The organism is Thalassolituus sp. (genome assembly GCF_034111725.1).
Taxonomy (GTDB): Bacteria; Pseudomonadota; Gammaproteobacteria; order Pseudomonadales; family Oceanobacteraceae; genus Thalassolituus.
The window spans coordinates 94,102-115,477 of sequence record NZ_JAWUWR010000081.1 but is presented as its reverse complement, the minus strand read 5'-3'; the positions used below and the strand labels follow the sequence as shown (position 1 = coordinate 115,477).

Sequence of the window (21,376 nt, the reverse complement as noted above, 5' to 3'; positions counted from 1 at the left end):
ATAAGGATTACTCGGCCAGCATGGAAAGTTCTGACCTCAATCCCAATATTTGGCGGAGCCAACAGCAGTGGTTTCATTGGCGAGATATCAAGGTTAACTATCACCAAGCAGGTAGTGGCCCAGATTTATTACTGCTACACGGCATCTTTGGCAACAGCTGGGATTGGCACTCTCTTTGGCCTCTACTGACTCAACAATACCGAGTAACGACACTCGACTTTGTCGGTTGTGGCGATTCGGATAAACCCCATCCATACGACTACAGTATTCATACACATTGCGAACTATTAAGAGATTTATTAGCACATCTGGGTATTAATGATATTAATATCGTCGGACATGACTATGGCGCTCTTGTCGCTTTGTCACTAGCACAAGAGTGCGCGGCGATTAATACCATGACGCTGATCGCGCCCCGCCTGCCACCATCGCTCGCTCGTTGGCCTTGGCTGGAGCGATTACTCGCAACGCCAATCGGTCCTGCTTTAATACCCTTTATTAATGAAAAACGCTTTGTGCATTATATGCAAAGGCAAGCAGGCCCTTACAGCCGACTATCAACACAATTTTTGCGTGATACATGGCAGCCGCTCCGCGCTCATGATGGTTTACGTGCTTTACCTGAACTACTTCATTGCCGCTATTATGAAACCGATTGGCTGAGTAATCGTCCCATCCTACTGATTGATGGTGAGTATGATCGCATGGCCGTTAAAGCTCTTCCGGCTGGGCTAAGTAACGTAACCCACTTGCAACTGAGCACTGGTCATTTCCCTCACCTCGAAGATCCACAAAACTTGCTGGATTTAATCCTACATTTTTTACGCAGCCATTCATCTAAATCGATTACCAGTATTCTGGATGATCAAGATCAATCAGAGTAAAGTGCCCGCCTGCTACAAAAAGACAGGCTTATGGAACTCGAATTTCTTTATTTAGACGATGACCTTGTTGTTATCAACAAACCCAGTGGCTTACTCGTTCATCGCAGCGAAATTGATCGCCATGAAACCCGCTTCGCATTGCAGCTCGTTCGTAACCAGCTGGGCCGCCGCGTATATCCAGTACATCGCCTTGATAAGCCGACCTCAGGCGTATTGGCTTTTGCTCGTAGTCCAGAGATCGCCAGCTTGGTTGCCGATCAATGGCGCGAACGAGATGTCGAGAAACATTACCTCGCCATTACCCGCGGCTATATGCCGGAATTCATCCATCTAGATTACGCCATGGCTCCGCCGGTTGATAAATACGCCAAGCACGAGCGTGTCAGGCCAGAGCAAGAAGCCATTACCGACTTTCGCTGCTTAGCAACTGTCGAGATTCCTGTAGAAATCGATAAATACCCGCAATCGCGCTATTCCCTCGTAGATTGCCAACCTCATACGGGCCGCAAGCACCAACTACGCCGCCACTTAAAGCACTTAGCACATCCAATTATAGGTGATGCACGCTACGGTAAAGGACGTCACAGTCGTTACTTCCGCGACCAACTCAACGCACCTCGCTTATTGCTGCACGCATGGCAGCTCAATATGGTGCATCCGACTTCTGGAGAAGAATTAGTATTCACAGCACCACTAGATGGAATCTGGCGCCAGCTATGCGAACGATTCAACTGGCTTGACGCATTACCTGAATCTCTACAGTCCACATTAGACATTCCTCCACACCCTTCTTTAGACCAATTTTTATTGCATTCAGAAGAGGATGAAAACAGCTAAAAGGCCCGTGTTTTCGGGCTTTTCGTGAGTTACCCACATTTTCTGTTGATAACTTTCTGGATAAGTTTTTGAAAACTCCCTCTAAGGCCCATGAATACAGGCCCTGAGTTAAATTGTTCGCTTTTACACCACAAAAAAATCTTATATTTTTCAATGAGTTATGAATACTGAAAGTTAATACTACAAGCGCTTGACTTTTTCATGACAGTTCAAAATACGAAGATAGCAAATGTGTATAACCAACTTTTTGTCACCAATACCCTGTCAATAGTCAACACAGCATTTTATAAAAAAAATTGCTCAAATTGGCGGAGATAGTCCGATGTATTTTGCCCACAGATTCTGTGGATAAGTTGGTGGATAAGACTTTGAAAAATGCAACAAATCCCCATCATACTTAGCCTCCCTACAGATTGATCATTTTTTGATCTATTAAAAATTCTTTATTTTTCAATGACTTACAAAAATCAATAGTCATATTTACTTTTTATAAGCCAAATATGAAGAAAATACGACTTTAAAATACCAGTGTGCATAAGAAGGCATCATCATGGGGCGGGACGCACCGAAAAAGATCTGAGTAAAGTAGTTTTCTGAACTTTTCGATAAAAAGTTAATATAGGGTGAAAATCAGTCAAACCAGCGCCTGTGGATAACCCTATGCATAACCTCTGAATACTTGCTGCAAGGCCACTTCACATAAGGCTTGCGCTTCAATTGCATAAAATATAATGAACATTCGTACTTAAATAGGGCATGTGCGCAGAGTGCCAAATCCTAAAATTATTTAATCACAGACATAAAAAACCCGCCAATTAGCGGGTTCGTTTAAGCGATAAACATGCCGACTTTTCGGTTATAAGACGCCTAAACGCTTAGCTAACTCATCCGCAGGCATATAACCTGGAATGAGGCTGCCCTCTTCTGTCACAATTGCAGGTGTGCCAGTGACACCAACAGACTGACCTAGCTCATATTGGACAGCAATTGGAGAATGACAGTCTTTGCTTGACGCTAGCATACCCATCATTTGCGATTGCAATGCACGATACTCTCCTTCAAGAGTGCCCGCCTGGTCTGGACTGCTCGCTTGAGACAAGCGTTGACCAGTAATATTCAACGCTCGCTGAGTGGCTTTCATGTCGGTCATCGCAGAACCACGATCAGTCTGACACCAAACATAGTTAATTTTTTCGAACGATGGCGTTAGCTGCCCCGTTTCACGATCCTTTATCCCAGCTCTAGGATACGCTAGGTAGCGAACTTTAATGCCTAACTCGTTTAGGCGGGGAATCTCGATGTGTAGTTTTTGGCAATATCCACAATCAATATCGGTAAAGACATTGATCATAGCTTTCTGCTCACCTTTCGCAGGAAATACAACCGTGTCTCGATCAGGCACCGCCGCAAGGCTTGCTGCGCGCATCGGTTCTTGGCGAGATTCAGTAACACTCTTAGCGCCACGAGCGGTCAACTCATACAATTCATCGCGATAAGTGAAGTAGCTTAAATCCGGCGTCATATGCATGACACTGCCATCTATCAATACCACTTCTAGTATTTGGCCTTTAGCCAACTGCGCCACTTCCCGAACTTTTAAGTCGGGTCCGAAAGCAGCAACCAATTTGGCTTCTGCTGCGTCCTTTAGTGTCATTTCGGCATTTGCTGTTGCGCCAATTAATAATCCAAGCGCAGCCGCAATTAGGGTCTTTTTCATAAAAATCTGCTCATTAACCTATGAAGAGTTTGAGTGACTGAGCCAAACTAAGCTCATGACTCGTAGAAAGCTGCCAACATCATACAGGCCTATAGAAAAAGACCAAAAAAAAACGGGCCAATGGCCCGTTTTTTCCGCTGAAAAGCTTACAGCTTTTCTTTGATACGTGCAGATTTACCGCTACGCTCACGCAGGTAGTACAACTTAGCTTGACGAACCGCACCACGGCGTTTCACTTCAACGCTATCAACCAATGGGCTGTGAGTCTGGAAAGTACGTTCTACACCAACACCGTGAGAGATTTTACGTACTGTGAAAGCAGAGTTCAGACCGCGATTACGCTTACCGATTACTACACCTTCGAACGCCTGTAGACGCTCACGAGTACCTTCTTTCACTTTTACCTGTACAACGATAGTGTCGCCAGGGCCAAATGCTGGAAGTGCTTCTTTCAGCTGTGCATTTTCAATCTGCTGAATGATTGTGTTCTTGCTGCTCATTATTTCGCTCCTTAACAGTCTGATGAAGGCGCTTCGCGTTCATTCAGATACTCTGTCAATAACTTTTGTTGCTCGTTTGTCAGTTCCAGCGCATCCAGTAAGTCCGGTCTGCGTTCCCAGGTTCGGCCCAATGACTGCTTTAAGCGCCATTGGCGGATTTTCTCGTGATTACCACTGAGTAGTACTTCGGGTACTAACTGCCCGTCATAATCTTCGGGGCGCGTATAGTGTGGACAATCCAACAAACCTTCCATAAAGGAGTCTTGCTGGGCTGATTGATCATGCCCTAACACACCGGGCACCAATCGAATCACGGCATCCATCAACGTCATCGCGGCTAACTCACCACCACTCAACACAAAGTCACCGATAGACCATTCTTCGTCGACTTCGTGTTCAATCAAACGTTCATCAATACCTTCGTACCGTCCAGCCACTAGAATCAACTTATATTGTTGTGCTAATTCAAGCACACCTTGTTGATCCAGTTTACGGCCCTGCGGTGACATATAAATCACCTTAGCACCGTCTCCAGCAGCTGCTTTAGCTGCATGGATAGCGTCCCGTAGAGGCTGAATTTTCATCAGCATTCCTGGTCCACCGCCGTACGGACGATCGTCCACGGTTTGGTAGTTATCATGCGCGAAATCACGAGGATTCCAGCACGTAATCTGCACCCGATCTTGCTTTACCGCACGCCCACTAACACCTTGGTCAGTCAGCGCTTGCAGCATTTCCGGAAACAGAGTCACAACTCCAAACCACACCGGTTATTACTCCACTTTAGCCCTTGTTTGAGGGCCCAAGTTTAAAAATCCGGGTCCCAGTCAACTTGAATCTCAGCGCGATCCAAATCCACCTCTAGAACAAATTGATCTACATAAGGAAGCATACGTTCACGTTGATCAACACTGCCTTCGCAAGGTTTAATCACCATAACCTGATTGCCACCACCAGATTCAAAAAGCTCTTTCACCTGGCCCAGCCACACGCCGTCGGTGTTTACCACCTTCAACCCTTCCAGCTGGAACCAATAATGTTCATCATCTTCAAGTTCAGGTAGTGCTTCAGTCGGTACTGCAATCTCAGCTTTAGCAATTGCTAGAGCCTGATCACGATCGTTAATACCTTCTAATTGTGCCACTAACCCTTTGCCCTGCGCCTTGCCTTGCAGCACTTTGAATTCTTTCCACTGACCTTGAATCTTAAGTTGCCAAATGGGGTAATCCAGAATGTTGGTGACCGGATCGGTGTAAGAAAATACTTTGATCCAACCTTTAATACCAAATGCCGTTGAGACCTTTCCTAATACTGAAATGTTCTCTTCAGACACTACAGACAACTCCGCGTTTGACAATTAAGCCTGAGCTTTCTTGAGATCTTTAACCAATTTCTCAACACGTTCTGTTGGTTGTGCACCTTTGCTCAACCAATAGTCAACGCGCTCAAGATCCAGACGCAAGGCCTCTTCTTGGCCACGAGCAACTGGATTGAAAAATCCAACACGCTCGATAAAGCGACCGTCACGTGGTGAGCGGGCATCAGCTACGTTAATGTGATAAAAAGGACGTTTTTTAGAGCCGCCACGGGCCAAACGGATAACTACCATAAATTCAGATCACTCCGATCGTTTTATCAAGTGACAAGTTTTGGAATCGCTTGTCGTTTATCTTCCCAACCACTTCAATGTGCTCAATATTGAACATCACTTAGACGGACGGGGCCTATTAAAAGGGCGCGTAGTGTATAAAATCTGCCACCCCAGCACAAGCATTGATTAATGGACAGGCGCTTCGGCGTTATTGGACTTTATCGCCGGGCGAATACTCAAAGACACCAACGACGCTAACAGCAAAGCGATGCCCAAACCAAAGAAGGCTTCGTTATAAGACATCACCATAGCTTGCTTGTGTAACTCAGTCATAAGTACACCAACACTTTGATCGGCGTTGCCGCCACCGGCTTGCAGTACGTCACCTAGTTGACGTAGATATTCCATCGCATTTTGACTGCCCATAACGATACGCTGCTGCAAATCCGCTAAGTGAACATCAGTGCGATACTCCAATGTCGTCGCCAACATGGCAATTCCCACTGCGCCACCTAAGTTGCGCATCACATTATAAAGAGTAGATGCCGACGGCACTTCTTTTGGATCCAAGTTCTGCGACGATAAAATCGATAAGGGTACAATGATAAAAGGTTGCCCTATCGCACGAATCAGCAAGGCCGGTATTAAGTAGGCACCCGTGTAGTTCGTGGTCATATGTATGTTCATAAACATACTGCCACCGACCACTAAAAATCCAAAAGCAACCAGATACTTAGCATCGATGTACTTTAGCATGCGCGGAATAAGTGGGAAAAAAGGCAACTGAGGAAAACCTACCCACATCAGCACTAAGCCAATGTCCAACGCCGTATAATCTTGGACTGACGCCAAATACAATGGCACTAAATAGACGGAACCAAATAAGGCGGCACCAAGAACAAAATAGGAGATACACGCCAAGGTAAAATCTCGACTTTTAAATAAGCGGAGGTTTACAAGTGGGTACTCACTCGCCAACTGCTTGCGAGCGAAAAGAAATAAACACGACGCTGAAACCAACGCCAGCCAGCGAATATACTCCGCATCAAACCAATCATCTCGAGCCCCCTCTTCCAACATGACTTCCAAACATCCCATGCCTACCGCCATGGTCAGTATGCCGAATAAGTCGATGCGCTTTAGCTGACTAGGGTCACCTTCTTCTTTATCTAGGCCTTCGCTCAGAAGAAAAAGAACCAAAACGCCAGGAACAACATTCAAATAAAAGATGTAGTGCCAGCTAAAAACTTCGGTCAGCCATCCACCCAGCGTTGGGCCTATGGTTGGGGCAAACGTCGCGGTCACGCCGAATAGCGCCATACCAATCGGTCGTTTTTCGGCTGGAAGCAAAGTGACGATCAGAGTGAAGGCCATTGGAATAAGAGCGCCGCCAGTAAAGCCCTGTAGTGCACGGAATACGATCATAGAGTCGAGATTCCATGCGAATGAGCAGGCTAACGACGCCAGAATGAATCCCGTACCATTCCACAACAGATAACGCCGAGGTGATAGCCAAGCGGAGAAGAATCCACATAGTGGAATGGCAATCATCTCAGCAACTAAATAAGAGGTCGCTACCCACGAAGACTCTTCAAGGGTTGCCCCAAGCGCCGCTTGGATATCTTTTAATGAGGAGTTGGTGATCTGAATATCAAGAATAGCCATAAAGGAGCCTATCAAGGCTCCGGCTATCGCCAACCAATGCTTAGGAAAGCGATCGGCCACGGCTATTTAGACTGCGTTACAGCAGGTGCTTTTTTCGCGTCGGTAAATACCGTCACTTCTAACGACATACCAGGACGTACACCGCTGAGATCCTGACCTTCATTGAAGAGAATCTTAACCGGCAAACGCTGAATCACCTTGGTGAAGTTGCCTGTCGCATTTTGGGCGGGTAACAAAGCAAACTCAGAACCCGTTGCAGCGAAGAAACTATCGACATGACCGCTGAATTTCTTACCATCCAATCCATCGACATGAATCGTTGCGACGTCACCTTCGTGCATATTAGCGACTTGAGTTTCCTTGAAATTAGCATAAATCCAAATAGGTTCAGTGACTAAACTTAAGAGCCGCATGCCCGGCTCAACAGTCTGACCTACTTGTGCTTGGCGACTAGTCACAATGCCTGCTCGCGGCGCTGTTATTTGGGTGTAACTCAGGTTCAATTGAGCCCGCTCTAGTGTTGCTTCCGCTTTGGCGACAGCAGCCGCTAACTGCGGGCGCTCACCACTCACCGTTACTAAGTTTGCTTTCTGCGCCGCCAACTGAGCCTTAACTTGATTGAGTCGCGCTAACGATGCGGCCTTATTAATATCAGCTGCGTCTAGGTCATCTTGAGATACGTATTGCTTACCCTTCAACTGGGTTAGCCGGTCTTCTTGCTGAATCGTACGGCGCCACTCCGCATCAGCCGCTTCAACACTGGCAGCTGCAGCATTAATTTGCGACTTCTGTGCACTCTCACGATCCGCTAGATGTTCCAGTAGGGCTTGAGCCTCAACCAGCTGAGCAGCAGCTTCAGCAACTTCGGCTTGATATACGGCCGGATCGAGTTGCAACAATAGCTCCCCGACCTCGACAAAACGATTCGCAGGTGCAGGAGTATCGGTAACGGTTCCTGCAACACGACTCATTACAGAAACAATATCGGCCTTAACATAGGCGTTATCTGTATCTTCCCGCCCTTGATGCCACCACCACCAGTAGCCACCAGCAACCAGTACAACGACCAATAAGATGCTGACTCTCACTTGCTTAGACATAGAAGAACCTGAGAACGACAAGAAAATACGGCGGTCAGTCTAACCGCGGCAAAGATAGTGTAAACATCACTTTTGTAGTCGAACTGTTTCATACATGCGACAAACTCGGCTGATTCTGACCGACTTGGAACACTATTAATTTGCCTTACCCAAACCATAGTAGTCATCCATTGCTCGCACTAACGGCAGCATTAATATTCGTTAAATGAATTATTTTTTGTTACAAAAATATGAAAAAGCCACCGCTCGCGAAATAGTTGCGGCTATAATCGCCGCCTCAATGCTTCGGCAACACAATTCCAAGCACGAATTTAGTGGTGACCTATGAACTACTCCTTCTTCGACTTCCTACAATTGATAGGAGCGTTAGGAATCTTCATCTTCGGTATGAAGATTTTTAGCGAAGGCCTCCAAAACATCGCCGGTAGCCGCTTAAAAGGAATACTAAGCGGTATGACTCGCAACCGCTTTACTGGCGTTCTGACTGGCTTTGGTACTACAGCCATTACCCAATCATCCACCACAACTACGGTTATGGCCGTGAGTTTTGTTAACGCTGGCTTACTTACCTTTGTTGAATCAACCGGCGTCATTATGGGTGCCAACATAGGTACAACCATCACCGCTTGGATTGTTGCCTTATTCGGCTTCAAGATGAAAATCACCCCGATAGCCATTGCTATGATCGGTATTTTCTTTGCTTTTCTATTCTCCAAAAACAGTCGCTGGCGCAACATTGCTGAAACCATGGTTGGCTTCGGTATTCTCTTCATTGGTCTCGAGTTCATCAAAAACGGGGTGCCTGACATCCGCAGTAACCCTGAGATCCTTGCGTTTCTCGATATATTTACTGGCTACGGATACTTTTCCCTAATCCTATTCGTCGTTATCGGCACCGTACTCACGCTACTCATGCAGTCATCCTCAGCCGCAACAGCGGTGACTCTTGTGATGCTGTTTGAAGGATGGATATCTTTTCCAATTGCAGCCGCTATGGTTTTGGGGGAAAACATCGGTACTACGGTGACCGCCAACCTCGCAGCAATGGTTGGAAACGTTCATGCTAAGCGAGCCGCTCGATTCCACTTTTTATTCAATATCATTGGCGTGATATGGATGATGATATCTATTTATTTTGTACTTGATGCGATCGACTGGGCAGTACAAACTTTTACCAATAACCCTATATCCGTATTAAGTGACGACCCAGCAGCACGCTCCAACGCGACATTGGCCCTCTCTCTGTTTCATACCTCGTTCAACGTATTGAACGTCATTATTTTGTTCGCATTTGTGCCACAACTCGTGCGCCTAGTGGAATATTTACAGCCAGACAGCGGCAGTGATGAGGATAACTTTCACTTACGTTATATCAGCGCAGGCGTTATGACCTCGCCTAACTTGTCGATTGAACAAGCGCAAAAAGAGATTCAGCAATTTGCCGACGTGCTCGAAAAAATGCATGACTCTGTTAACGAGTTATTGTTCGATCCGAAAGCACCACGCGAAAAACTAATGGAGCGCATCCAAAAATACGAACAAGCAACGGATCAGTTTGAAATCGAAATTTCGGACTACCTCGTTAGCATCAGTGAACGCACTCACCTAGAACACGACCTAACTGAACGTATGCGTTTCATGCAAACCATGATCAATGACATGGAGCGCATCGCAGACATCTATTTCCAGATTTCAAAGTTGTTAGAACGCATGCACGAAACCAAGTCAGCCTGGCCAGAAGTTGCGACCGCTGAAATCGAACGCATGATGATTGCGGTGCACGATGTCATCAGCAACATGCATTTGAATGTCGCCATGGATCCGCAAGAAGTCGACCTCGACCACGCGATTGTGTTAGAAAATGAAGTAGATAGGCTACGCGATGAGTATCGTGGCAATCACTACATTCGATTGGAAAATGGCGATTGCTCGCCTCGTGCTGGGGTTACCTTTATTGACGTACTGAACCGCCTAGAGCGTATTGCTGATCATGTTTTAAATGTAAATGAATCCGCTGCAGGTCGCCGTTTGAAGGCTATGCGTATTATTGGACAAAACCGCTAAGTCTGAGGTTTAGGCTAGCTCAATGTGAGCTAGCCTAAACGACTTTGCTTAACCTAGCACAAGCGGCAACAGAGAAGATTTCATTCTCCCAAAATCCTGCGTACAGACGATTGTATTAACCGTAAATCTCGATAACATCAGCGCATTAATTATCAGACAGAGCATCAACATGATAAATGTTCAGCAGATACAAGAACGCTCCATTGCACTCCGAGACAACCGTACTTTCGAGATGTTGGTTGTCGGCGTCATCATCCTATCCGCTTTATTGATTGGTGCGAAAACCTATTCTATTCCTTCTGCAGTCATGCAAGTTATCCTTTGGTTGGATGTGGGTATTACCTTCCTATTTTTGTTCGAAATCATTGTAAGATTTATTGCAGAACCGAATAAAAAGCGATTTTTTCACAATGGATGGAATGTATTCGACACCATAGTTGTGGTGGTCAGCTTAATCCCGATTGATAACAGCGATATGGCCTTAGTCGGTCGTTTAGTCCGTGTATTCCGGGTACTGCGAATGGTTTCTATCATTCCAGAGTTACGCACCCTACTTAATTCTCTAGTCCGCGCCTTACCTCAGCTTGGGTACGTTGTGCTACTGATGTTCATAATTTTTTATATCTATGCAGCCGTTGGCGCGACCTTCTTTGCTGAAATAAACCCAGTATTGTGGGGCGATATCAGTATATCTCTTCTGACTCTATTCCGTGTAATGACGTTCGAAGACTGGACTGATGTTATGTACGAAACCATGGCTGTTTATCCATTATCATGGAGCTATTACCTAACATTTATTTTTTTCACCGCCTTTGCCTTTCTCAATATGGTGATAGGTATCGTGGTGAATGTATTAGAAGATGAACACGCAAAAGAACGAGCGGAACAAGCTGAAGAAAATGGCAGCGCCACATTGAATGAATTAAGAGATGAGATTCAAGAACTGAAGGCCCTGATTATAAACCTTAAAAAATAAAGTTGATGAGAACAGATCGTGCTCTAACGTCATAGTCCTAGTCATAGTTCCGGCGGATGCTTGATGATAACCACCGGAATCCTTATGACTACCCTAAAATGACAGGCGGGTCACATGCCTCGAGGAGTAAGAATGAGTTTAGAACCCTCAACCGTCGTGACATCATTAAAAAAGAGATCGCCAAGCGGCGTCTCCTCAAGACCCTTAATAGCCATATTGTGATAAGCAATTTGCCCGAGCCGCTTAGGTAGTAAGACAGTGATGGTGCCATCGGTATTCGTCACTACTTGCGGAGCAGCCGGATCATGATATTCGATCTCTGTGATTTCGTAATCAGTAAGGAAATCCAGCATAGGAAGCACCGATTGAAACAAGGCCATAACACCCTTCTCAGGAGCTTGATCAACGGGGCCGCTGCCATCAGCAATACCTATCAGATAGTTATAATCATCACGAATACCCTGAGCCGCAACACCACTCATACCATTCTCATTTAAAAACGGCATACCAACCCGCTTCGCCAAGTCTTCATCTGTTTGATTAAGCACTGGTGAATCATCAGCCTGTATCAGAGGAGACCCCAAAGCAAAGAGCCCCACAGCGCCAAATAATCTAAAATCAACAAACCGTAATCTAGCCATTTTATAACCCTCCCTGTATTCCGTATCTAAGTGGTAATTTTTTATTAGAGCTATTCTGGCAGGTGAACTATTACGGGGTTCCAGTATTTATTATAAAAATCAGCCAAAGACTGAAAATGTCTGGACAAAATTAGACGAGTGAAAAAAGACGTCCATTAACTATCCAATGTGACACACCACCCCAAGTGCCAAGATATAAAATCGGCGTATATGCAGATAACACTCCAACTTACTAGGACTTAGACGCGAAAAACCAATTGAAATAAAAAGACTGATATTGACTAAATTTTTAGAATTTAATAAGAAAAATCGAATGGGATTTTCGAAGAATTAATTAATGCGAAAAATTATAAAATAAAAGAAAAATCCAGTTCAAAACGAAATATCATGACGTTTTGAATGAATCACACACGTTCAATGAACTAAATGAGATTGCACGCAAATCGTCACCTATATTCCTTTTAGAACTAAAACTTTTACTATTTATTCTTTTGAAGCGACGATGGACCAGTTTACTATAGGCCAATATCGTTGCCTCCATGCCTGAACACTTGCAACGCGCACCTTCCATTCAGTGGGTCGAAAGCCCAAGGAATTACAATGAATACCGCAAACAACACGTCTGCTGACATTATCAGTACCGCAGGCACAAACAACCTCGGGCTGACTAAAGAAGCTATTAAGAAGCTCAACGAAGAATACAAGCCGCTTAACTTTGAAGAGCGTATTCAGCGCGTCTATCAAGACTTCGCCGCCGATAAGATACTGGTAACGTCGTCATTTGCAGCGACGTCTGCCTACTTTTTGCACATTATTTCAACCATTCGCCCAGAGCAGCTGATTCACTTCGTGAATACTGGTTACCACTTTGCGCAGACATTGGAATACCGCGACTATCTAATAGAACGCTTTCATCTCAAGGTTGAAGATCTGACACCTGACAAACACCTGCATGCATACTCACTGTCGGAGAGCCTATGGGAAACCGATCCAGATTTGTGCTGTTCAGTGAATAAGGTAAAGCCGCTCGAAGAAGTGAAAGCTCGTTACAATATTTGGATTTCCAGCCTCATGGGCTGGCAATCGGATCACCGCGCGTCGCTGAACATCTTTGAAGAGCGCCGTGGCATTATCAAGTTCAACCCTATGCTTGATGTGACTAAAGAAGAACGTGATGCTTACATTGCCACTCATGACCTGCCCTTTCACCCGATGGTTGCTGAAGGCTATGAGTCTATTGGCTGCTCACATTGCACCGTCAAAGGCGAAGGCCGTGCGGGACGCTGGCAGGGGAAAGAGAAAACAGAGTGCGGGCTTCATCTTTAATTTAATAGACCAGTCCACACCCATAAAAAAGCCTCGTTTTTAACGAGGCTTTTTTAACGCAATATGGCTAATTACGCTGCTTTTTTAAGCTTTTTCTTCAGGCTTTTCAACTTGCCTTCTTGCTTAGAAATCTTAGCTTTACGTGCTTTGATTTCTTTTTTGATACTAACAACTTTTTTAGAAACTTTCTTAGACATAGTTATTCCCTTCTTTTCTTTAATATTTGGCTTACGCCTTCATTGATCATCAGTCTCTTGATGCTCTCGAATAAAGCTACGAATAAATCGTCGAATCTCCCGTGCTGCACTGGTATCTAAATCGTCACACAAGGCTAAAAATTCATCGCGCTCAACACCATTGATGCGAATCAACAACTGGGCGTCATTCTTAGCTACTTTCGATTTTTTCTTACTACCAGTCTCCTTTTTATCGGGGGCGGATTCAGACTTAGTTTTATCCACAAAAGAACTCAACAAGATTGAAGATATATTTATGATATACAAAATATATCACCATTCAACAATACTAGCGGAATAAAATATTAAGTTTTTATGACAACGAGATTCAAAAAATTAATTTCAATCTAAAAAGAGACAAAAAAGGCCACGATTGCGGCCTTTATATTGGGCCAAAATTCATATCAGTATAGAACGACTTGCTAGCGTCATAATGACGCTATAAGCACCGCATCAAATGCTCTCTAGAATAGAAGACTGACTGCATTGCCCAATAAAACCAGTAGCGCTACGTTTGACAGCACAAACAATAAAAAGCGGATTTCTATTTTATTAAATACAGCCTGCACAAGACTATGAGCAACGCGTAACAAGGTATAAGACCAAGCAGCAATAGTGACTAGCTGGCTATCAGCACCAAGAATGCACAATGAAATGACCAAGGCATAAAACAGCGTTGGTTGTTCCATTAAGTGATTATAGTTATCGGCTTTCCACCTTACACTAGCAGGCAGAGCCGCCATCTTCTCTTCATAGACCTCACCAGGGATAAGATCTATCTTCGCCGCCTTCATCGCTGGCAACCGAGTGACGTACATCCAAAACCACATCACCATAGTCCACGCAATTAAGGCGACGACGGGTTTCAACAACTCAACTGACTTCAATAATTCGACTGACTCAAGCATGACATCACCTTTATAGTTATTCACGCCACTATAAAAGACTTACCTGTCTACCGCCTTATCAAATGGTAAGCCTGCCTTGAATAATTTAGAGGTGGGTTAAATTTCGCCTCATTCTTGAGAATGACTCCGGCGTAACCCCGAGATACGAGGCAATACAGTGCATTGGCGTGTTCTCCGCGATCCCCTCATCCATCACCTCGCGGAAATAACGATAGCGCTGCTCCAACGATTTATGGTGCAACATGACTAGCCTGCGCTCCATTGATAGGTAATGCTGCTCCGCCATGTACCTTAGCATCACATCGATCCACGAATGTTTTTTGCGCTGATCATCCAAGTCTCTGAGCGAAACCCAAACCCCCTCGCACGCCTGAACACACTCGATGGTTTCATGCGACGGCGCACCGGTAATAAACGCCGAATAGTTAAACGCCGCACTGTTTTTCGACATCAACCTCAGAATTACCTCCTTGCCGTCATTCAAGTAGTAACTCTTCACGATACCCTGAGTCAGATACAACAAGTGATCAGGGCTATCGCCGGCACGAAAGATCACATCGCCTTTAGCAAAGGTGCGCACACGCCCCATCGTTTGAATCAGAGGAAGGTATTGGTTTACTTCGGCTTCGATTTTTGGGGTGATGTTAAACATGAAGACTCGAACGTAGTTCTGTGGTGGTTGACAGTTTAACAGAGTCGAGGGAAAGCCATATCTAGTGGCATGCCGATTCGTCGCCCACACTCCCGTTGACAAGATACTCCCTTGGCGTATACTTTTTTTTGTACGCCAATGAAGGATAGGGATATGATATTCATTGAGCCCTCTGACAGGATAGTGGGCACTGATTCGGTACAGGGATTAAGGGGAGAAAATGAAAGACGATCTCTTTAACCAGTTAATGCAAAGTGTGCAAGAAGCAGACAGCATCCTAAAAGGGAGACAAGCGCCAGCGCGTACTACTCAAATTGATATTCCCGATGTAAAAGCCATTCGTGAAACGACAGGTCTGAGCCAGCGGTTATTCGCTAACATGATCGGCGTATCGCTGCGCACGTTACAAAACTGGGAGCAAAATCGTAGAACGCCCGATGGGCCAGCGAGAGCGCTGTTATTAGTTGTAAAGAAAAATCCAATGGTGGTGATGGAGGCACTAGGGAGCTGAATTGCTCTTACTAATTGCAACCGCCATCATTAAAAGGAAGAGATTTGCCTTCAAGTCTGGCAGCCCTGCCTGCTTTCATGTTGCGAAGCAGCAGTTTTATATTAAACTTTGTTTTACTTTTTAGACCACGAACATCATTTAAGAACTTAACTGATCCATAAACATTTTCAACAGTCTCAAGAATTTCAATAAGTGGCTGATATAGCTCATAAAATTCCATTGTAAGATCATTACGACTGACGGATGCCCGAGAGTAAATTTCGTCTTCGGTCAATTTACAACCGGAATGACCAAATAAATTTTGCCTGAACAAGATAATAGCTTTCCAAGAATTTTTATTTTCATCTATTGAAATTATATTTCCATCTAAATTGTAAGCTTCAGAATCATTTAATTTATTACAAAACTTTTTAATACTTATGGAGTTTTTATCATCAATAAATTTATGCATAGACACGATGAACGTAATAAATGCATGGTTAGCGGCAGATTCAAAAAACTGTGCGTACATCTCGAATTGAGTATCATATTCATGATGTAGTTCGTAGCTTTTAAAACTCGAATATACCTCTATAGCTGTCATTGCATCATAGAGACTTCGTGCTATAGAGGATGCCGAGTCTTGGATATTTAATTTATTCACTGTTTGTCATTCCAGTTGTCGATTTAATAAATAAAACCAGATTATATATCGCCATTGCTTGTCGCCCTTTCCTTGAACCTATCTAGCATCGCTTCCTGCGATGTATTAACCCAGCCTTTTTCAGCTACCGATAGCTCAGAGGCGATAAGTCGTTCGCGGACTGCTGCTATTTCGCGTGTTTTGCGAATGACATCCGTCGCTGTGTTTGATTTCGACATCATAGAAACCTCACACTAAGCCTGAATAACAGGATGATCTTTCAACCATTCTTTTAAGGCGTCATCCATACGGCCCTGCCAGCCTTTGCCGGAGGCTTTGAATGATTCCACGACTTCGGGCGACAGTCGAATGCTAATTTGAGTTTTTGTCGGTTCTTTCTGTTTACCACGTACACGTAAGGCTTTGTGCGATGCCTTAGGCAGAACTTCTGCTGCTGGGCGAAATTGCTTCATATCATCGGCACTTAGTTCACGAACTTCGCCATGTTTATCGATCAGATGCTTGTTCATAACGCATTACCTCCCGTGAATTAGCCTTACGTAAACTGATGACCCGAATGCCATCCTTAATTAGGGTGAACACCATAACATGGAGCCTGTGTCTCAAAATCCCTAGAGCAATGTACCGAGTTTCTCCATATTCTCGCCGCTCATCTTCTGCGATCACCGAGTTGTCGAAGTCAAAAATCTTAGCTTCAGCGAATGAAACTCCATGTTTGGTGATATTTGCTCGGTTCTTTTCTGGGTCAAACTCAATCTTCATATCCATTCCCTTAGATAGATATGTTTATTGTATGTACAAAAATCTGATCGTCAATCTAATTGAATATACAATTTGTAAATCACAGACCATAAAAAGACCGCAAAAGCGGCCTTTTTAATTGCGCACAAGATGCGCTCCTACGAGTTGATTTTAACGATCAATCAATTCTCTTCACACCACACCCGGGCATTGCGGAACATACGTAGCCAAGCACCGTCTTCGCTCCAATCTTCGCTCGGAATATAAGAGTTTTGGATGGCACGGAATACACGCTCTGGGTGCGGCATCATAATGGTGACACGGCCTTCGTTCGCGGTTAAACCGGTAATGCCTTGCGGTGAGCCGTTCGGATTGGCTGGGTATTGCTGCGTCACTTGGCCGTAGTTGTCGACGAAACGCAGCGCGATCTGGCCCGCCAGTTCGCTGATGTCGTCGTCGGAACCAAACTCGGCACGACCTTCGCCATGGGCAATAGCAATCGGCATACGCGAACCGGCCATACCCGCTAGGAATACGGAATCCGATTCTTGCACTTCAACCATAGCGACACGGGCTTCAAACTGTTCGCTCATGTTACGTACAAAGTGCGGCCAGTGTTCTGCGCCCGGAATCAACTCGTGCAAGTTGGAGAGCATCTGGCAGCCGTTACACACACCAAGTGCGAAAGTGTCTTCACGTTCGAAGAAGGCTTTAAACTGGCTGCGGGCTTGTTCGTTGAAGAGAATAGACTTCGCCCAACCTTCCCCGGCACCCAATACGTCCCCGTAAGAGAAACCACCACACGCCACTAGGCCACGGAAGTTTTCAAACGTCACTGCGCCGCTTAATACGTCGCTCATGTGCACGTCGACAGTATCGAAACCCGCACGATCAAACGCCGCGGCCATTTCGATTTGGCCATTGACACCTTGCTCACGCAAAATCGCAACGCATGGGCGACCTTCGAGACCGGCGGTAATGTCGTCGTTAATGTCGAAGGTTAATTCGGCATTGATACCTGGGTTTTCTGCGTCTAATAAAGCATCGAATTCTTGCTTCGCACATTCTACGTTGTCGCGACGTGCCTGCATTTCGTAGCTAGTTTGTGACCACAAACGCTGCCAAGTCACACGGCTTTCGCTCAATACGTCTTCGTCTTGGAAGCTGAAGATAATCTGGTCGTCTTCATTGATAGAGCCGATCACCTGAGTGCACTCACCCAAGCCTGCGCCTTCGAACTGCGCCAGCACTTCTTCTAAGTCGTCGCGGCGAACCTGCATCACGGCACCGAGTTCTTCCGCAAACAAGGCAGCGGCTAAATCCGCTTCTGTGTCGGCCAATAAATCGAGTTTAACGTCGATACCGCAATGACCCGCAAACGCCATCTCAGTTAATGTTGCGAATAAACCACCGTCGGAACGGTCGTGGTAAGCCAGCAATTTATCGTCGCTATTTAAGCCCTGAACCACGGCGAAAAAGGCTTTTAAATCTTCGGCATCATCGAGGTCGGCCGGTTGTTGGCCAACTTGCTGATACACCTGCGCTAAACAAGACGCACCTAAACGGTTTTGACCACGGCCTAAGTCAACTAATACCAAGTCGGTTGCACCGGCATCGGTTTTTAATTGCGGCGTCATCACCTTGCGCGCATCGGATACAGGCGCAAAACCTGTGATCACCAACGACATAGGCGAAGTGACTGCTTTGTCTTCTGCGCCTTCGGTCCAGCGCGTTTTCATCGACATGGAGTCTTTACCCACAGGAATAGTAACCTGCAAATCTGGACACAACTCCATACCCACAGCCTTCACCGTGGCATACAATTTTTCGTCTTCGCCGTCGTGACCGGCAGCACACATCCAGTTAGCGGATAGTTTGATATCCGCTAACTGAGCAATCGGCGCAGCCGCCAAGTTGGTAATCGCTTCGGCAACCGACAAACGACCGGATGCAGGGCCATCCAATAAAGCAACAGGCGTGCGTTCACCCATCGCCATGGCTTCGCCAACATAACCGTCGTAAGACGAGGTAGTCACTGCTACGTCGGCAACCGGCACCTGCCAAGGGCCAACAAACTGATCGCGAGCAACCGTACCGGTAATCGAGCGGTCACCAATGGTGATCAAGAAGGATTTACTGGCAACGGTTGGCAGCTTAAGAATACGTTCTGCCGATTCGGCTAAATCAATACTGGATGCATCAAACGCATCAACCGCAACTTTACGTGTGCTCGCTTCGCGATGCATACGCGGCGCTTTACCCAGCAATACTTGCAAAGGTAAATCGACGGGCTTGTTATCAAAATGGCTATCAGTAACGGTTAAATGCGCTTCTTCAGTGGCAATACCGACCACGGCATAAGGGCAGCGTTCACGCGCACAAATCGCGTCGAACACGTCCATTTCAGATTCAGGAACGGCCATTACGTAGCGTTCTTGGGATTCGTTACACCAAATCGCCAATGGGCTCATGCCTGGCTCATCGTTGGGTACGTTACGCAGTTCAAATTTACCGCCACGGCCACCATCAGAAACCAACTCTGGGAAGGCGTTAGACAAACCACCAGCACCCACGTCGTGGATAAAGGCGATTGGGTTGGCATCACCCATCTGCCAGCAACGGTCGATAACCTCTTGGCAGCGACGTTCCATTTCTGGGTTTTCGCGCTGTACCGAAGCAAAATCTAAATCGGCATTGGATTGGCCAGACGCCATAGATGACGCCGCACCACCACCCAAACCGATCTGCATCGCTGGGCCACCCAATGCGATTAAACGCGCACCGACAGGGATATCGCCTTTTTGTACGTGCTCGTCACGGATGTTGCCGTAACCACCCGCAATCATGATTGGCTTATGATAACCACGCACTTCGCCGTCGTGCTCTAATTCGAAAGTACGGAAATAACCGCACAAAGCAGGACGACCGAATTCGTTGTTAAATGCAGCACCACCTAGAGGGCCATCGATCATAATATCGAGTGCCGACACAATGCGGTCTGGCTTGCCGTATTGGCTTTCCCATGGCTGTTCGAAGCCGGGAATTTTAAGATCCGAAACAGTAAAGCCAGTTAAGCCCGCTTTTGGCTTAGAACCACGGCCCGTTGCACCTTCGTCACGAATCTCACCACCAGAACCGGTTGCAGCACCGGAGTGCGGTGCAATCGCCGTTGGATGGTTGTGGGTTTCAACCTTCATTAATATGTGCATTTCTTCTTCGTGGTACGAATAGCCACGAGTATCAGGATTCGGGAAGAAACGACCACTGACATGCCCACGAATAACCGAGGCGTTGTCTTTATATGCCGACAAGATGTTTTCGTTGTAGCACTCGTAGGTATTCTTAATCATTTGGAACAAGGATTTATCTTGTTCTTGCCCGTCAATCGTCCACGTGGCGTTGAAAATTTTATGACGGCAATGCTCTGAGTTCGCTTGGGCGAACATCATCAATTCAATATCGGTCGGGTTACGACCTAAGCTGCGATAGCTGTCGGCTAGGTAGTCGATCTCGTCATCGGCCAATGCCAAACCTAGATTTTGATCAGCGGCTATTAATGCTTCGCGACCACCACCTAATAAATCAATTTCAGTTAATGGTGCAGGTTGTGCATGCGAGAACATAGCACCGGCGCCTTCACTGTTCGCCAACACTGTTTCTACCATGCGATCGTGCAGCACCGCAGCAGCGACTTCGCGCTCTGCAGCACTAATGCCTTCTACATAATAGGTAATGCCGCGTTCTAAACGCAGGACACTGCCCAATCCACAGTTGTGCGCGATGTCGGTTGCCTTTGAAGACCACGGCGAGATAGTGCCAAAACGGGGAATAACGAGAAACGACTCACCGCTAGGCTCACGTACATGGGCTTTAGGGCCGTAACGTAAAATGCGTTGCAGCACAGTCATTTCGTTTGCGCTGAGTTCAGCTTTTAGGTCTGCAAAGTGCGAAAATTCAGCATACACAGCGCTCACTTGAGGCAGCACCAGTTGTAGCTTATTTAAGGTTTTGTTCAGACGGAATTCAGACAGCGCCGGGGCGCCACGCAGCTCAAGCATCGTGGTTCGACTCCAAAGGTTGGGAGCATATCAAAGCAAAAATGAGGCGGAATTGTACTGGATCGGGCGGTTCCACACCAGATTTTGCTTACTTTGCTTTTGATAATTGAGATTGTAATCAATGAACCAATGACAACAGATTGTTCCGCGGCATTTTTGACTACAAAAAGTTACGCCATATCAAGGTGTTAGCGCAGAGTGTGAAGCTATACCCGAAAGTGTAGAAAAAGTTCCCGGCGTTTATAGATTGTTTTTTAAGCAGCGCGCACGCTAAAATGACTCCCCAGACAATCAGTGCACTAATTTAGTGCGATTTATAGGAAAAT

General features: G+C 45.9%; 23 protein-coding genes. 6 read left to right on the top strand and 17 right to left on the bottom strand.

What is annotated here, in order from left to right; all coding sequences use genetic code 11:
- The first annotated feature begins 20 nt into the window (after positions 1-20).
- Both UXZ23_RS14465 and UXZ23_RS14460 read left to right on the top strand, forming a co-directional pair.
- Positions 21-884, top strand: a complete 864-nt coding sequence (locus UXZ23_RS14465) for an alpha/beta hydrolase (RefSeq protein WP_320821253.1) — start codon at positions 21-23, stop codon at positions 882-884.
- Positions 885-914: 30 nt separating this feature from the next.
- Positions 915-1,721 (top strand): pseudouridine synthase, encoded by an 807-nt coding sequence (locus UXZ23_RS14460; RefSeq protein ID WP_320821252.1) that lies wholly within the window; start codon positions 915-917, stop codon positions 1,719-1,721.
- Between the two features lie 856 nt (positions 1,722-2,577).
- On the opposite strand, the gene UXZ23_RS14455 is transcribed toward UXZ23_RS14460, so the two are convergent.
- From UXZ23_RS14455 to UXZ23_RS14425, 7 genes are all read right to left on the bottom strand, one after another.
- Positions 2,578-3,438 (bottom strand): DsbC family protein, encoded by an 861-nt coding sequence (locus tag UXZ23_RS14455; protein ID WP_320821251.1) that lies wholly within the window; start codon positions 3,436-3,438, stop codon positions 2,578-2,580.
- Between the two features lie 146 nt (positions 3,439-3,584).
- Positions 3,585-3,938, bottom strand: coding sequence for a 50S ribosomal protein L19 (gene rplS / locus UXZ23_RS14450; RefSeq protein ID WP_015487739.1), 354 nt, complete (start codon positions 3,936-3,938; stop codon positions 3,585-3,587).
- A gap of 11 nt (positions 3,939-3,949) precedes the next feature.
- Positions 3,950-4,705, bottom strand: coding sequence for a tRNA (guanosine(37)-N1)-methyltransferase TrmD (gene trmD, locus UXZ23_RS14445; protein ID WP_320821250.1), 756 nt, complete (start codon positions 4,703-4,705; stop codon positions 3,950-3,952).
- A gap of 41 nt (positions 4,706-4,746) precedes the next feature.
- Complete coding sequence (rimM, locus tag UXZ23_RS14440) at positions 4,747-5,271, bottom strand: ribosome maturation factor RimM (RefSeq protein ID WP_320821249.1); 525 nt, start codon at positions 5,269-5,271, stop codon at positions 4,747-4,749.
- 24 nt (positions 5,272-5,295) lie between these two features.
- Positions 5,296-5,547: a 30S ribosomal protein S16 gene (gene rpsP, locus UXZ23_RS14435; RefSeq protein ID WP_015487742.1), complete on the bottom strand. Its 252-nt coding sequence runs from the start codon at positions 5,545-5,547 to the stop codon at positions 5,296-5,298.
- Between the two features lie 168 nt (positions 5,548-5,715).
- On the bottom strand, positions 5,716-7,254 hold the full coding sequence (locus UXZ23_RS14430; protein ID WP_320821248.1) for a DHA2 family efflux MFS transporter permease subunit: 1,539 nt from the start codon (positions 7,252-7,254) through the stop codon (positions 5,716-5,718).
- A gap of 2 nt (positions 7,255-7,256) precedes the next feature.
- The gene (locus UXZ23_RS14425) at positions 7,257-8,294 is read right to left on the bottom strand and encodes an HlyD family secretion protein (RefSeq protein ID WP_320821247.1); all 1,038 of its coding nucleotides are present in this window, start codon (positions 8,292-8,294) and stop codon (positions 7,257-7,259) included.
- A 324-nt stretch (positions 8,295-8,618) separates the two neighbouring features.
- Between UXZ23_RS14425 and UXZ23_RS14420 the strand changes: the two genes are divergently transcribed.
- Both UXZ23_RS14420 and UXZ23_RS14415 read left to right on the top strand, forming a co-directional pair.
- Positions 8,619-10,358, top strand: a complete 1,740-nt coding sequence (locus tag UXZ23_RS14420; RefSeq protein ID WP_320821246.1) for a Na/Pi cotransporter family protein — start codon at positions 8,619-8,621, stop codon at positions 10,356-10,358.
- A 169-nt stretch (positions 10,359-10,527) separates the two neighbouring features.
- Positions 10,528-11,334 carry an ion transporter gene (locus UXZ23_RS14415; protein WP_320821245.1) on the top strand — a complete coding sequence of 269 codons (807 nt, stop codon included), beginning with the start codon at positions 10,528-10,530 and terminating at the stop codon, positions 11,332-11,334.
- 110 nt (positions 11,335-11,444) lie between these two features.
- Here UXZ23_RS14415 and UXZ23_RS14410 read toward each other — a convergent pair whose 3' ends face one another.
- Entirely contained in the window at positions 11,445-11,975 is a 531-nt protein-coding gene (locus UXZ23_RS14410) for a hypothetical protein (protein ID WP_320821244.1), read from the bottom strand.
- Between the two features lie 600 nt (positions 11,976-12,575).
- Here UXZ23_RS14410 and UXZ23_RS14405 point away from each other — a divergent pair.
- Entirely contained in the window at positions 12,576-13,301 is a 726-nt protein-coding gene (locus UXZ23_RS14405; RefSeq protein ID WP_320821243.1) for a phosphoadenylyl-sulfate reductase, read from the top strand.
- 71 nt (positions 13,302-13,372) lie between these two features.
- On the opposite strand, the gene UXZ23_RS14400 is transcribed toward UXZ23_RS14405, so the two are convergent.
- From UXZ23_RS14400 to UXZ23_RS14385, 4 genes are all read right to left on the bottom strand, one after another.
- Positions 13,373-13,498 (bottom strand): hypothetical protein, encoded by a 126-nt coding sequence (locus tag UXZ23_RS14400; protein WP_276679686.1) that lies wholly within the window; start codon positions 13,496-13,498, stop codon positions 13,373-13,375.
- 39 nt (positions 13,499-13,537) lie between these two features.
- Positions 13,538-13,762 carry a hypothetical protein gene (locus UXZ23_RS14395; RefSeq protein WP_025264953.1) on the bottom strand — a complete coding sequence of 75 codons (225 nt, stop codon included), beginning with the start codon at positions 13,760-13,762 and terminating at the stop codon, positions 13,538-13,540.
- 239 nt (positions 13,763-14,001) lie between these two features.
- Positions 14,002-14,445 carry an MAPEG family protein gene (locus UXZ23_RS14390; protein ID WP_320821242.1) on the bottom strand — a complete coding sequence of 148 codons (444 nt, stop codon included), beginning with the start codon at positions 14,443-14,445 and terminating at the stop codon, positions 14,002-14,004.
- 85 nt (positions 14,446-14,530) lie between these two features.
- Entirely contained in the window at positions 14,531-15,097 is a 567-nt protein-coding gene (locus UXZ23_RS14385; protein WP_320821241.1) for a Crp/Fnr family transcriptional regulator, read from the bottom strand.
- 220 nt (positions 15,098-15,317) lie between these two features.
- Here UXZ23_RS14385 and nadS point away from each other — a divergent pair, with 220 nt between their 5' ends.
- Positions 15,318-15,608: a NadS family protein gene (nadS, locus tag UXZ23_RS14380; protein ID WP_320821240.1), complete on the top strand. Its 291-nt coding sequence runs from the start codon at positions 15,318-15,320 to the stop codon at positions 15,606-15,608.
- Between the two features lie 10 nt (positions 15,609-15,618).
- On the opposite strand, the gene UXZ23_RS14375 is transcribed toward nadS, so the two are convergent.
- The 5 genes from UXZ23_RS14375 to purL all read right to left on the bottom strand — a co-directional run bounded on the left by UXZ23_RS14375 (position 15,619) and on the right by purL (position 21,050).
- On the bottom strand, positions 15,619-16,251 hold the full coding sequence (locus UXZ23_RS14375; RefSeq protein ID WP_320821239.1) for a hypothetical protein: 633 nt from the start codon (positions 16,249-16,251) through the stop codon (positions 15,619-15,621).
- Between the two features lie 41 nt (positions 16,252-16,292).
- Positions 16,293-16,472 carry a hypothetical protein gene (locus tag UXZ23_RS14370; protein ID WP_320821238.1) on the bottom strand — a complete coding sequence of 60 codons (180 nt, stop codon included), beginning with the start codon at positions 16,470-16,472 and terminating at the stop codon, positions 16,293-16,295.
- A gap of 12 nt (positions 16,473-16,484) precedes the next feature.
- Entirely contained in the window at positions 16,485-16,760 is a 276-nt protein-coding gene (locus UXZ23_RS14365; RefSeq protein ID WP_320821237.1) for a BrnA antitoxin family protein, read from the bottom strand.
- Positions 16,738-17,013: a BrnT family toxin gene (locus UXZ23_RS14360; protein ID WP_320821236.1), complete on the bottom strand. Its 276-nt coding sequence runs from the start codon at positions 17,011-17,013 to the stop codon at positions 16,738-16,740. The genes UXZ23_RS14365 and UXZ23_RS14360 overlap by 23 nt, the downstream gene beginning before the upstream one ends.
- 161 nt (positions 17,014-17,174) lie before the next feature.
- Entirely contained in the window at positions 17,175-21,050 is a 3,876-nt protein-coding gene (gene purL / locus UXZ23_RS14355) for a phosphoribosylformylglycinamidine synthase (RefSeq protein ID WP_320821235.1), read from the bottom strand.
- Positions 21,051-21,376: the final 326 nt, after the last annotated feature.

What these genes read in the sequence shown, in the direction of transcription:
- UXZ23_RS14465 (WP_320821253.1), top strand. Translation starts at nt 21, where the DNA reads ATGGAAAGTTCTGACCTCAATCCCAATATTTGGCGGAGCCAACAGCAG.
- UXZ23_RS14460 (WP_320821252.1), top strand. Translation starts at nt 915, where the DNA reads ATGGAACTCGAATTTCTTTATTTAGACGATGACCTTGTTGTTATCAAC.
- UXZ23_RS14455 (WP_320821251.1), bottom strand. Translation starts at nt 3,438, where the DNA reads ATGAAAAAGACCCTAATTGCGGCTGCGCTTGGATTATTAATTGGCGCA.
- rplS (WP_015487739.1), bottom strand. Translation starts at nt 3,938, where the DNA reads ATGAGCAGCAAGAACACAATCATTCAGCAGATTGAAAATGCACAGCTG.
- rpsP (WP_015487742.1), bottom strand. Translation starts at nt 5,547, where the DNA reads ATGGTAGTTATCCGTTTGGCCCGTGGCGGCTCTAAAAAACGTCCTTTT.
- UXZ23_RS14425 (WP_320821247.1), bottom strand. Translation starts at nt 8,294, where the DNA reads ATGTCTAAGCAAGTGAGAGTCAGCATCTTATTGGTCGTTGTACTGGTT.
- UXZ23_RS14420 (WP_320821246.1), top strand. Translation starts at nt 8,619, where the DNA reads ATGAACTACTCCTTCTTCGACTTCCTACAATTGATAGGAGCGTTAGGA.
- UXZ23_RS14415 (WP_320821245.1), top strand. Translation starts at nt 10,528, where the DNA reads ATGATAAATGTTCAGCAGATACAAGAACGCTCCATTGCACTCCGAGAC.
- UXZ23_RS14410 (WP_320821244.1), bottom strand. Translation starts at nt 11,975, where the DNA reads ATGGCTAGATTACGGTTTGTTGATTTTAGATTATTTGGCGCTGTGGGG.
- UXZ23_RS14405 (WP_320821243.1), top strand. Translation starts at nt 12,576, where the DNA reads ATGAATACCGCAAACAACACGTCTGCTGACATTATCAGTACCGCAGGC.
- UXZ23_RS14400 (WP_276679686.1), bottom strand. Translation starts at nt 13,498, where the DNA reads ATGTCTAAGAAAGTTTCTAAAAAAGTTGTTAGTATCAAAAAAGAAATC.
- UXZ23_RS14390 (WP_320821242.1), bottom strand. Translation starts at nt 14,445, where the DNA reads ATGCTTGAGTCAGTCGAATTATTGAAGTCAGTTGAGTTGTTGAAACCC.
- UXZ23_RS14385 (WP_320821241.1), bottom strand. Translation starts at nt 15,097, where the DNA reads ATGTTTAACATCACCCCAAAAATCGAAGCCGAAGTAAACCAATACCTT.
- nadS (WP_320821240.1), top strand. Translation starts at nt 15,318, where the DNA reads ATGAAAGACGATCTCTTTAACCAGTTAATGCAAAGTGTGCAAGAAGCA.
- UXZ23_RS14370 (WP_320821238.1), bottom strand. Translation starts at nt 16,472, where the DNA reads ATGATGTCGAAATCAAACACAGCGACGGATGTCATTCGCAAAACACGC.
- UXZ23_RS14365 (WP_320821237.1), bottom strand. Translation starts at nt 16,760, where the DNA reads ATGAACAAGCATCTGATCGATAAACATGGCGAAGTTCGTGAACTAAGT.
- UXZ23_RS14360 (WP_320821236.1), bottom strand. Translation starts at nt 17,013, where the DNA reads ATGAAGATTGAGTTTGACCCAGAAAAGAACCGAGCAAATATCACCAAA.
- purL (WP_320821235.1), bottom strand. Translation starts at nt 21,050, where the DNA reads ATGCTTGAGCTGCGTGGCGCCCCGGCGCTGTCTGAATTCCGTCTGAAC.